Origin of the sequence: Streptomyces sp. NPDC002793 (genome assembly GCF_040295485.1) — a bacterium.
GTDB lineage: Bacteria > Actinomycetota > Actinomycetes > Streptomycetales > Streptomycetaceae > Streptomyces.
This window is the reverse complement of sequence record NZ_JBEOVL010000060.1, coordinates 25,366-35,977: the sequence shown is the minus strand read 5'-3', so window position 1 is coordinate 35,977 and position 10,612 is coordinate 25,366. Positions and strand designations below refer to the sequence as shown.

10 protein-coding genes and 1 pseudogene are annotated in these 10,612 nt (G+C 67.9%); 4 read left to right on the top strand and 7 right to left on the bottom strand.

Translation table 11 applies throughout. The annotated features are described in order from the left end of the window. Positions 1 to 51: 51 nt before the first annotated feature. The 6 genes from ABT001_RS33095 to ABT001_RS33070 all read right to left on the bottom strand — a co-directional run bounded on the left by ABT001_RS33095 (position 52) and on the right by ABT001_RS33070 (position 4,877). Positions 52 to 501, bottom strand: coding sequence for a peptidoglycan-binding domain-containing protein (locus ABT001_RS33095; protein WP_351285108.1), 450 nt, complete (start codon positions 499 to 501; stop codon positions 52 to 54). A gap of 172 nt (positions 502 to 673) precedes the next feature. Next, positions 674 to 1,084: a peptidoglycan-binding protein gene (locus ABT001_RS33090; RefSeq protein WP_351285106.1), complete on the bottom strand. Its 411-nt coding sequence runs from the start codon at positions 1,082 to 1,084 to the stop codon at positions 674 to 676. A 552-nt stretch (positions 1,085 to 1,636) separates the two neighbouring features. Next, positions 1,637 to 1,921, bottom strand: a complete 285-nt coding sequence (locus tag ABT001_RS33085; RefSeq protein ID WP_351285104.1) for a hypothetical protein — start codon at positions 1,919 to 1,921, stop codon at positions 1,637 to 1,639. A 57-nt stretch (positions 1,922 to 1,978) separates the two neighbouring features. After that, positions 1,979 to 3,183 (bottom strand): IS3 family transposase gene (locus ABT001_RS33080; protein WP_351285102.1). Its coding sequence is split into 2 segments (ribosomal slippage): positions 1,979 to 2,892 and positions 2,892 to 3,183, totalling 1,206 coding nucleotides; the frame shifts between segments, so codons are not numbered across the junction. 50 nt (positions 3,184 to 3,233) lie between these two features. Continuing rightward, a complete protein-coding gene (locus ABT001_RS33075) occupies positions 3,234 to 3,752 on the bottom strand; it encodes a TnsA-like heteromeric transposase endonuclease subunit (RefSeq protein ID WP_351285110.1) in 519 nt (172 codons plus the stop codon). A gap of 501 nt (positions 3,753 to 4,253) precedes the next feature. After that, entirely contained in the window at positions 4,254 to 4,877 is a 624-nt protein-coding gene (locus tag ABT001_RS33070; protein WP_351285100.1) for a hypothetical protein, read from the bottom strand. 265 nt (positions 4,878 to 5,142) lie between these two features. On the opposite strand from ABT001_RS33070, the pseudogene ABT001_RS36175 reads away from it, so the two are divergent. From ABT001_RS36175 to ABT001_RS33055, 4 genes and pseudogenes are all read left to right on the top strand, one after another. Continuing rightward, positions 5,143 to 5,268: pseudogene (locus ABT001_RS36175) on the top strand (GNAT family N-acetyltransferase); the annotation flags it as partial. A 206-nt stretch (positions 5,269 to 5,474) separates the two neighbouring features. Further along, positions 5,475 to 5,729: a hypothetical protein gene (locus tag ABT001_RS33065; RefSeq protein WP_351285098.1), complete on the top strand. Its 255-nt coding sequence runs from the start codon at positions 5,475 to 5,477 to the stop codon at positions 5,727 to 5,729. Between the two features lie 45 nt (positions 5,730 to 5,774). Next, positions 5,775 to 6,446, top strand: coding sequence for a hypothetical protein (locus ABT001_RS33060; protein ID WP_351285096.1), 672 nt, complete (start codon positions 5,775 to 5,777; stop codon positions 6,444 to 6,446). Positions 6,447 to 6,740: 294 nt separating this feature from the next. Continuing rightward, positions 6,741 to 6,992 (top strand): hypothetical protein, encoded by a 252-nt coding sequence (locus ABT001_RS33055; RefSeq protein ID WP_351285095.1) that lies wholly within the window; start codon positions 6,741 to 6,743, stop codon positions 6,990 to 6,992. Positions 6,993 to 7,938: 946 nt separating this feature from the next. Here the strand turns inward: ABT001_RS33055 and ABT001_RS33050 are convergent. After that, on the bottom strand, positions 7,939 to 10,581 hold the full coding sequence (locus ABT001_RS33050; protein WP_351285094.1) for a Helicase associated domain protein: 2,643 nt from the start codon (positions 10,579 to 10,581) through the stop codon (positions 7,939 to 7,941). Between the last annotated feature and the right edge of the window lie 31 nt (positions 10,582 to 10,612).

Sequence of the window (10,612 nt, the reverse complement as noted above, 5' to 3'; positions counted from 1 at the left end):
GGCGCCCCCGGCCGCTCCCCCCACGGCGCCCGTGTGAGTGGGAGGGCCGGGTCAGCAGTAGACCTTCGACGTCTCCGCGAACCGGACGAACGCGGCCTTGGTACCGGCCCCGGCCAGGCCGTCGATCGGCCCGGTGTAGCCCCAGGCGACCGCGAGAGCACGCTGCAACGCCTTCACCGTCTGGGGACCGACGATCCCGTCGATGTCACCGTTGTAGTCGGAGTAGCTCTGGGCGGCGAGATAGCGCTGCATGGCCTTCCAGCTGTTGGTGCCCAGCAGCCCGTCGATCGCACCGTTGTAGCCCCAGCCATAGTCGAGAAAGCACTGCACGTGCTTGGCCTGGGTGGTGGTCAGGCCGAGGTTCACCACGGCGGTCACCGCCTGCGGAGCGGCAACGGGCGGTGCGGGTGCCGCGTATGCGGCACCGGAGACGCCCACGGTGGTCAGGGCGGCGACGGCGACGGCGGTGGCGAGGGCCTTCGCCAGGGTGTTGTGACGCATGTGGATTAGTCCTTCTGCGTTGGTGGGTGATCGCGGAGCGAGGTCGCCGCGGTTCGTGGGCTGGAGGGCTTGGTGAGCCGATGGCCGATGCGTCAGGGGGGCGTCGGCTCCGGCGCCGTCACGACCCGCATCCGTCCTGGACACGGAGTGGATCCCCTCCGGACGGACGCGATCAGTTGTACAGGTGGTAGTAGTAGCTGCCCGCGCGGGCGAAGGCCGCCTTCGTTCCTTCCCCCGCGACGCCGTCGAGCGAGCCTTTGTAGCCCCAGTCATCCTTCAGCCAATCCTGCAGGGCGACTATGGTCTTCGGGCCCGGAATGCCGTCGAGGGCGCCGTCGTAGCCGTGGAACCACTTGAGCATCTGCTGCATGGCCGTCCAACTGTCGGGGCCGAGAGCTCCGTCAATGACCATGCTGCCGTTGGTGTCATAGACCTCAAGCATCTCCTGCATGCCCATGGCTTGCTTGGTGTTCAGCCCCAGGTTGATCACGGCGGTGGTTCCGTACGTCCCGGCGCTCGTGGCGCTCGGCACGGCGGCAAAGCTCGCGCCGGCAAGGCCGGTGGCCGTGAGGCCGAGCGTCAAAGATACTGTGATCAAGGACCTGGTGAGTATTCCCGGGCGCATGAGATCTCCTCTTGTCGTGGCGGTGGTGATCGCGATGGACGGCCTGCACTCAGCTGAGGGAAGGTCTGTGGTGTGAGTGTGTGACGCCCTTACATCGGCCTCACCCATGAACCGTAAGGTCGTCGCGACTTCCGGACTTGGTCGTCCGTGCAGGAAAATTGGTCAGGGGTGCACGGCCGCAAGATGGCGCCATATCGGACGAGGGCTCTACGTGGGGCCATCGAAGCCGGTGTACGGCGAGAGAAAATCCCGCCGGCCTGATGTCGGGAACCCTCCCCGTCAAGGGGTGAAGAGGTCGTCGGCGGCACCGTGGAGTTCTTGCCGCGCTTCGTTGGAGCACTCATCACGAGGTGTCTCGACGGCGCCCACGCGCCGGGAAGTTCAGACTTCAGTGAGAAGGCTCAACCCTTCGCTGCGAGAGGTCACGAATGCAGTGGCACGTCCAGCGATCAGCAGCACGACACGCCGTTACGTTCGTGGCTGGTCGAGGGAAGGGGAACACACCCTGGTCTACTGCAGCGTGACGCAGGCCTTCGTGGACAGGCCCTTGAACTGCACGCAGATCCGGGTACCGCGTGGGTACACCGGGCCCGTGTGCCCGTCCCTGCCCCATGACGCCTCCACGAAGGAGCCACCCACGCGGGCCGCGGGCTTCCAGCCGCTGGCGGCCTTCCAGGTGCCGCCGGGCTTCTTGGCCAGCCATCGCGCGGTGCCGGAGCGCACACCCTCCCGTGAGGCGTACACCCACCCCACACCACGGGCCGTCGATCCGCGCTTGTACCAGTAGTGGGCCACGGCCCCCGGACGGCAGCCAGACCCCTTCGGGCCTTGACCCCGAATCCTGGACACGGGTTATGCGGCTTGTGTCAGCGTAGTTGGTGTGTGGTGGAGGGTGTTCTCGAAGGCGATCGGTGATCGTTGTCCGAGGTGGGAGTGTCGGCGGCGGGTGTTGTAGCGGTGGAGCCATCGGAAGGCGTCGAGTCGGGCCTCGCGCTCGGGTGGCCAGCTTTTTCGTCCTTGCAGGGTCTCGCGTTTGAAGGTCGCGTTGAAGGACTCGGCGAGTGCGTTGTCCGCGCTGGATCCGACCGCGCTCATGCTTCGCCGAACCCCTGCTGACCTGCAGGCTTCGGCGAACGCCCTGCTGGTGTACTGGGCTCCGTGGTCGGTGTGCATGATCGATCCGGCGAGGCTGCCGCGGGTGCGGATCGCCGTGGCCAGGGCGTCGGTGATGAGGTCCGCGCGCATGTGGTCGGCGATCGCCCAGCCGGCCAGACGGCGTGATGCGAGGTCGATGACGGTCGCCAGGTAGCAGAACTTCCCGCCCTCGACGGGCATGTAGGTGATGTCGCCGACGTACTTCGTGTTCGGCCTGTCCGCGGTGAAGTCGCGGCCGATCAGGTCCGGGGCCTTGGCGGCGCCCGGGTCAGAGACGGTGGTGCGGTGCCGGCGGCGCAACCGGAGCCCTTCGATTCCGGACGCCCGCACCATCCTGGCGACGCGCTTGTGGTTGACCGCCTCACCGTTCTCCTCGCGGAGCTCGGCGGTGATCCTCGGGGCCCCGTAAGTGCCGTCCGACTCGTGGTGCACGGCCCGTATCCGGGCGGTCAGCTTCGCGTCGGCCGCCTGCCGGGTGGCCCGGTCCACGGCCGTCCGCCGCCAGTAGTAGAAGCTCGAGCGGCTGACTCCGAGGATGCTGCACAGCCGCTTCACGCCGTAACGGCGCTGGAGGTCGGCGACACACTGGAAGCGGTTCACCAGCGCGTCTCCCCGGCGAAATACTTCGCCGCTTTGCGCAGGATCTCGCGTTCCTCCTCCAGCTCGCGGACCTTCTTCCGCAAGGCGGCGTTCTCCGCCTCCAGCGGTGCCGGCGGCTGGGCCGGTTCCTGCGTCCGTCGGCCCCGGGGACGGCTTGCTCCGGCTGCCCTCACCCAGTTCCGCAGGGTCTCCGGGTTGATCCCCAGATCGGCGGCGACCGACCTGATCGTCGCCTCCGGCCGCGACTCGTACAGCGCGACCGCGTCCGCCTTGAACTCCGGCGGATAGTTCTTCATGACCACGAGATGTCCGTTCTCAGATCCTCAGGACCCAGTGTCTCGTGTGTCCAACATCAGGGGTCAAGGCCCCAGCCCACTGCCTCCGCGGCAGCCGCCACAACCCGCGCCCGCTCCGCCAGCCGGGCAGACGACCCGATGCGTCCCGCGCAGTCGAGCAACAGGCCGCTGCCGGCCTGAAGCCGGGCCATCAGCTGCGGCGCATGAGAGACGACCTTGCCGTCCTCACGCCACACCAGCTCCACTGGCCGACAGGCCAGCGCCACAACCGCCGGATCCCGGTCGAGCAGCATCAGCTGGGTCCGCATGACACCGGACCCGTACGCCACCAGCCGCCCACTGGTCGACGACCACCACCACCCCGGCGCCACGCGCCGCCCATACCGGACGGGAAACGACCGAATCACAGGACAGTCCTCAAAGACAACGTCCTGCGCCGCCGCAAGCCACGAAACCTGATGTGCCTTTCCCAGAGGATCACGAAAGCACGCGTCGACCCTGCCGGTAGCCACAGGTACAGCGGAAACCTTGAGATCACCCGCCGCATCCACACCAACAACTCCGCCAGGCTTCATACCCGAAGCCAAGTACATGAGCAGAAGCGCAGATGTTCCGATCCTCGCCGCTCACCCGAACGGATGAGAACTCTTCGCGCAGGGCGTGGTGTCTCGGCAGACCGGGCTTGGTCTGGCTGGACAGCGGCCCGAAGTTCGAGGTCTACGACTGGGGAGGCGATCTCGTCCTTCATGCTGTCGTCTCGGCTCTGGCATTCCTACCCGGACGCGTCCGACGGTACGGGCTGGACGACGGCTTCACCCGCCGGACCCAGGTCCCCAGGCCGACTCGGCACCGGCGCGGTCACTGCCCAGGGAACGTCCAGTGCAGCGAGGGCGGCCTTGTCCAGGGGCGGTTTTTCTGATCAGTGGGTGGTGGGCTGGCCTGGGCTGATCAGTTTGGTGTGGGTGGCGATAGTGTTCCGGGTCGGGCTCTCTCCGCTTGGTGATGGGGGACTGGGTTTCAGTTCTCTGAGCTGAGCTGCTGTTTCATCAGGTTGAGCGGGTGCTGGTCAGGTGTGGTCATGTTTCGGGTGTGTTGATCAGATTCGTTGAGTGCTGGTATGTGGTCATCCAGTACAGGGCGGTGTCGATGTCGCGGGCGGTCCAGTTGCGGATGGGGTCTGGAGCGGTGGTCAGTAGCTGGTCGATCGCTTCTATGTAGCGGCTGTAGCGGCCGGGTGCGTGGCTGAGGGGGATGCCGAGGGTGCGCAGTCCGTTGTGGGCTCGGCGGTCGTAGATGGCCATGCGGTCCGGTGCGGCTGCTGTGAGGACGGCGGAGGCGAGGGCGTCACCAGTACGGAAACCAGGTAGTGAGGCCAGGGCTGCTCGGCCGGCTTGCGCTGCCGAGCGGCGGCTGAGAGAGGTGTCCCGGGCGGCGGCCGTGGCCGCGGCGGTTGCGCGGCGCACGTCAGAGTCCGCGAGCGCCATGAGTTCAGAGGCCCAGGGCGTATCGGCCCTGAGCCGTTTCCACATCAGTAGTCCTCCGATGTCGGCTTTGCCGATGCTTCCGCTGGTGCACGCACGGCGTGTCACTTCCTGCAGGGTCTCGTCGTAGTAGGGGCTGACGGTCTTGGTGTAGGCATGGCGGGCGGCGGCGAGGCGCTGCCATTCTTCGGGTGCGAGAGCGAGTGGTTGGTCTGTCACGGCTTGCTGCTCCGTCTTTCCGGAGGGATGAGGCAGGGGGTGGTCAGCCGCTGGCTGAGGCTTGCCGCGGTGTTCCCGGAGTGCTTGGAGGATGTGCGCCGGGTGTTCGTTCTGGGGGTTGTCGAGGTCCGCTGCGGGGGCGTCTGGGACTGGGCCGAGGCGGTTGTACAGCGTGTCGAGGCCGATGAGCGCGTCAAGGCTACGCAGGGTGTCGCTGTCGATGACGGGAACGGTGGTCGGTCGGGCGGGGGAACACGGCGAGGATGCCAGCCTCACCCTCCACGAGCGCGCCGGGTTCCGCGTCATCGGCCATCGTGAGCGCATCGGCTGCCATCGCCGCCACTGGCGCGACGTCGTCCTCCTGGAACGCCGCAGCCCTGCCGTCACCTGACGCGCAGCACGGCTCCCGGCACGTCTGGCCGCTTCGGCGTGGCGTTCGGGCTCACCGGTACGGCGGGCCGGTGAGCCGGTGAGCCGGTCAGCCCGGGACGGCGGTGCCGTCTTCGGGGGTGCGGTTCCATGCCTGCCGGTAGAGCTGAAGTTCGTCGTCGGGGAGGTCCAGGTGGCCTTCGACGCGGATGCTGGTGGTGTCCCACGGTGAGTTCCCGCCGCGGCGGGGGGGAGCAGGACTCCGAGCGTGGCGGTCTGCTCAGCCAGACCGGTACGCGTGGTGACCTCGTGGTGCCGCAGCAGCACGTAAGCCTGAAAAGCGGCTTTGACGCGGGAGTCGAGAAGGGTGGCCGCTCCGAAGATGAGCTGGCGGGTGTCGTCCTCGTGGAGCATGCGTCGAAAACGCCATTTGCAGTGTTCTTCGGGAACCTCGGGTACGTCGCGGAGCATGTCGGCGAGTAGGTGACCCCATTCGGTGCGGGCGCCGACGGGCAGCCGGTCGAGGTCGTGCAGGACAGCGAAACGGTTGGCTTCGATCAGCGGGGGCTTCAGGGGGCTGAGGGCTATGTCCTCGAACAGCAGGCGGATCATGAGGTGGGCCTGGGTGCCGTCGTCCCCCGCCGGGGCCTGAGGCAGCTGCGGGGTGGAGTAGGCAACGCCTCCGGGGCCCAAGAGCTCCGTGTCGAACTGCGCCGGCGAGGCGTCGGCGTCCGCTGCGGCGAACTCGTAGTAGCGCACCGGTTCCTCGCCGAGTGGGACAGAGGGCTCCTCCGCGGCGCGGAAGAGGTAGTCCAGCACTGCAGTGGTGGAGCGCAGCTGGTCGAAGAGGAAGTCCCAGTCGCGGCGGGTCAGCGCGATCCCCGGCATGCCGATCTCCTGCCAGGTGACCACCGTGCCCGCGGGCACACCGGGGTGGTCGAGCAGGAACACGGCTATCCACTCGTAGGCGTTGCCGTCGACGTTCAAGATCCGCTCACGGCCGTTGACCATATCGGCTGGCATCATCCGCAGTTGCCGGACGGTCCCTTTCGCTTGGCTCATCGCCTTGGTGGCCACCTTCTTGATCCAGGCGGCTTCTGCGGTGTCGTCCTTGGGCACTATGGTGCGGGCCTTGACCTGCACGACCGCACCTCGATGGCCGGCCAGCAGCAGGCGGTCCCCGAGTTCACGGAGGCCTGATCCTTTCTGGGCGTGGGCGGCCTGGCGGAAGATGAAGTCGGGCAGACCCCAGGCCGCCGCGGCATGATGGGCCGCCTGTTCCGCCGCAGGGCCGTGCTCGACGCCCGGGGCCAGAGGCAGCGCCGGCGGGACACGGCGGGTGTAGACCCCGGCCGGAGTGTCGACGACGAGCGTCAGCGCGGTGGCATCGTCCTTGTCGATGAAGCGCCACAAGGCAGAAGGTGATGGGGACATGGGCGCCATTAGACGCGACCGGCCGCCCCGGGCGCCCAGGTTTTCCGCGGCATCACTCCCGTGCGTCTTGTCGTCTCCGAGCGCCACTTCCAGCACGGCTCCGTCGAACCAATCCCGAGAACCCCGGCACAGACCACCGCGAACCTAACCGCTCTCGCCACCGACAAGCGTGAGGCCGTTGTCACGGCCTATGCCCTCGCCGCCGACCTGCTCGCCGACATGGGCGCCCACCAGCCCTACCTGCTGACCCCCGAGGGCGACATCCATCTGGGCCGTCTCGACGGCCACCACGACAGTCTCACTGGCTGGTAGACAGATCGGCCTCGGTCATGAATCCAGCGTAGAAGGCTGCTCCTTATCATCTATGCGGGTGCTGGTGATTGGCTGCCGCTGTCAGGGTCGGTGGGTGGTAGTGCTCCTGGTGGGGGTTCGGGTGGTGGCTGGGGAGTAGTGGCGAGGGCTGTGGCTTGGCGGTAGTTGATGATGGCTTGGATTCTTTTTTCGGGGTCTGTTATCTGGTCGAGTGTGGCTGCGAATTTCTCGTCGACAATGCTTCCTTTTCGCTGTCGTTTGTGGTCGAGGATCAGGCTGGTGAGGGGGACGGCGAGGTATGCCGCGATGACGATCACTCCGACTGCCCACCAGGGTGCGCCGCCCAGAGCGCCGGCGAGGACGGCGGGGAGTCCGGCCAGTAGGCCGGAGACAGGGGTAAGGGAGGACGAGTTCATCGCGTGGATGCCCTTCCAGCACGTGACGGCTGGGCCGCCTCATGCCTGAACGAGCCGTGCGTGGACGGCTGGGACGGGGAGAGGCGGCACTGGTGTGCCGTGGTGTCAGGGCATGCCGAAGACCGGCGCCGCCGTAGGGCGGGCCGGTGCTGTTTTGCGGCATACCTGTCAGCCCCTTGGGAGACCGGAGCGCTGGTCCCGCAGGGTTTTTTAAAGGATTTGTTCGGCGGTTTTAGCGGAGGTTTTCTTCGGCTTTTTGGGCAGGGTGGGCTATATAGCGTTCTTAACAAAAAGAATGCTGATAAAGCACTTAAGCCGGTTCATTAACCTTTTCCGCGCCGCCTTTTCTTCTGCTCTTCGGCCTCGCGCATCCTCGTGCGGGCACGCCAGACCTGCCCACCAGTATCGGTCATCACGCCGCCGTCTGAGACCTCTTCGGGCAGATTACGTCCGAAGTTCTTGCCAACCCAGGCTGGTTGAGGGCCAACCGACCCGAGTCGGAAGGTGCCGGTACTGGCCGGAGGGGGAGTTCAGACGTTGACGAGTTCGGCTGTGGTGAGGAGGTGTTGTTGGTGGGGGTGGAGGAGGAGCCAGCCGCGTTGCTGGTTGTGGATCCAGTTGCGGGCTGCCGGGTGGCGGGGATGTTCGAGGGCGTGGTGGTAGGTGCGTTGCCACAGGATGGGCCAGGGCGGGTTCCACCAGGGGGCGATCATGGCGAGTATCTGCTGGGTGGGGGAGGGGCTGGCCCGTTTCTTCGCGAGTTGGCGTTGGCTGTCGAGCCATTCGCCGAGGGGGAAGCCGTTGCGGACGGTTTTGATCGGCGGGCAGAGGTGGCCGTGTTCGGCTGCCCAGGTGCGGGCGTGTTGGAGGGCTTCGGCGTGGGGCCGGGGCCGGGGGGTTGCCGGCCACTGTCTGGCGGTCTGAGCGGTGATGCCGATGGCGTTCAGCACGTGCTGCTGGTCGGGGTGGAGTTGGTGGTAGGTCAGGCAGGCGCGGGTGATCCAGCTGCCCAGGACGGTGCTCGGTGCGGGGATGCGGGCGACGGGGTCGTACGGTTCGCCTGCTTCGATGTGGTTGCGGGCGCGGTAGTAGTTGCGCTGCCACTCGCTCTTCCAGGGCGGGTTCCACCACGGGTCGATTGCGGCCAGCTCGGTCAGGTGGGGTGAGGGTGGCAGGCCGTCGCGGGCGCGTTGTTTGGCCCGGTTGCGCTGGCTGAACAGCCACCACCCCAGCGGATACCCGTCGTGCCGGGTGTCGCGGGGGGCTGCGAGGTGGCCGTGTTCGGCTGCGTAGGCGCGGGCGTGTGCCACGGCTGTTTCGAAGCCCGGCCTCAGGTCGGGGCGGTGCCCGAGGCGGCTGCGGGGCTCGCGGGGACGCTTGGGTTCGGCGGCGCGTCGTGTGCGGCGTCGATGGGTGGAGCCGACAGGATCCGCACCCTTTCCGACCGGGCTGGGCTTGTCTGTATGCGGAGCCGGGGCGGCAGCCGGTCTCGGCGGTGCCGTCCGTGCGTGTTCCCGGGCGCTGCGTGCCACTTCGGCAGTGATGCCGATGTCGGTGAGGAGTTGCCGCTGCTCCTCGCTGAGCTCGTCGTACGTAGCGCTCTGGTGCCACAGCCAGTCGGCGGAATCCGGGTCGGCGAGGTCACTGAAGCCGTTCTCAGCCTGGAGGAGACTGCCGACTGCGGCTTCACGAGCCCGGTAGTAGTGGCGCTGCCATGACAGGCCCCAGGGCGGGTTCCACCAGGGATCGATGTCCGCGAGGGCCTGAGCCCGTTCGGCGGGCAGGGGTCGGCGATCAGAGCGACGGCCCCTGCGCTGGTTGCCCAGCCACTGACCCAGTGGGTAGCTGTCGTGCATAGCCGCGTGGGCGACGACGGCGAGGTTGCCGTGGACGTCGGCGAACGTGCGGGCATGCGCCAGGCCTACCTGGAAGCGTTCTGCGTAGCTGCGCCGTCGGGGGTGGGCGGCGGCCGCCGCCGCGGCGTCGATCCCGATCTGGGTGAGGAGACGTTGTTGTTCGGGGTGGAGGGCCGGGTAGCGGGTGCACTGCAGGTACAGCCATTCGCCCAGGCTGTAGCCGGTGGTGGGGAACCCGCTGGCGGGCTCGAGCGGGCCGTTGGCTTCCATGTGATCGCGGGCTTGGTGCCAGGTGCGCTGCCACAGCGTGCTCCAGGGCGCGTTCCACCACGGATAGAGCGCGTGGAGGGCGGCGGCTTGGTGGGCGGGCACGCGGGTGTGGCGGGTGCGCAGGTTGGACAGCCATGCGCCCAGCGGGTAATCGCCGAAGGAGTCTTCCTTGGGGACGGCCAGGTGCCCGAACTGCTGGTGGTAGGCGTGGGCGTGCGCAAGGCTTCTCTCGAAGGCACGTTCGGCTTGGAGACTGTGGCCGCGAAGCCGCATGACGGGCCTTGGGACCGGCGGGGTGCCGTCGCCGGCCGGAACATGGGGCAGGAGATCGCTGAGAGGACGAGGCCGGTGTGTCGAGTGCACCCTCCACAGCGCCTTGTGCGCGGTGGCCTCACCAGAGACGCGGGTCCTCACGCAGGAGTGGGCCCAGGTGAACAGCGGTCCGTGGGTGACGGCGGCGAGGCGGTGGACGAGCCACGGCCGCTGCAGCTCATGGGCGACCTCGGCCAGAAGAGCGGGTAGCTCACCAAGACGGTAGGGGAGGTGGCCGTCCGATTCGGCGACAGCGCGTTGCTGCAGGGGGCGGCTGGCCAGCAGACGGGCGAGGGCGACGGTCTCGGGATAAGTGATCAGGTCGCGTGCCGCCACCTTCCACCAGCCGGGATCGGCGCCGTCCGGGCGTGTGGCATCGAGCCGCGCCGGCCAGGCGCGTTCCTGACGGGGCCAGGGCTGCTCCCACCAGGAGTTGGTGACGGCACGAGCGACCTCGAACGCCTGCGCCCCGATGGGGGAGCGGTACAGCAACCCGGCATGCTGCCGCTGGGCTTCGATCACTTCCGGGCACCGGCCGAGGGGGACGGTCAGCCCGCCGGTGTGGGGCAGGTACAGGAGCCAGTACCGGTGGCGTGCGCAGACGCGCTGCTCGGGTGCCAGGTATTGGCGGGCGGGCACCTCTCGTCCGGTGCGGGCGGCGGTGCATGCGGGGCAGGCCGGCCCCCATGCGGCGACGACCTCCTCACCGCGCATCAGCCGTCCGACCGGGCCCATCCCGTACTTTCCGCTCGGCTCTTCCCGCGTC

Bases quoted from the DNA above. Each gene is read 5' to 3' on its own strand.
- ABT001_RS33075 (WP_351285110.1), bottom strand. From the start codon at position 3,752: ATGAAGCCTGGCGGAGTTGTTGGTGTGGATGCGGCGGGTGATCTCAAG.
- ABT001_RS33095 (WP_351285108.1), bottom strand. From the start codon at position 501: ATGCGTCACAACACCCTGGCGAAGGCCCTCGCCACCGCCGTCGCCGTC.
- ABT001_RS33050 (WP_351285094.1), bottom strand. From the start codon at position 10,581: ATGGGCCCGGTCGGACGGCTGATGCGCGGTGAGGAGGTCGTCGCCGCA.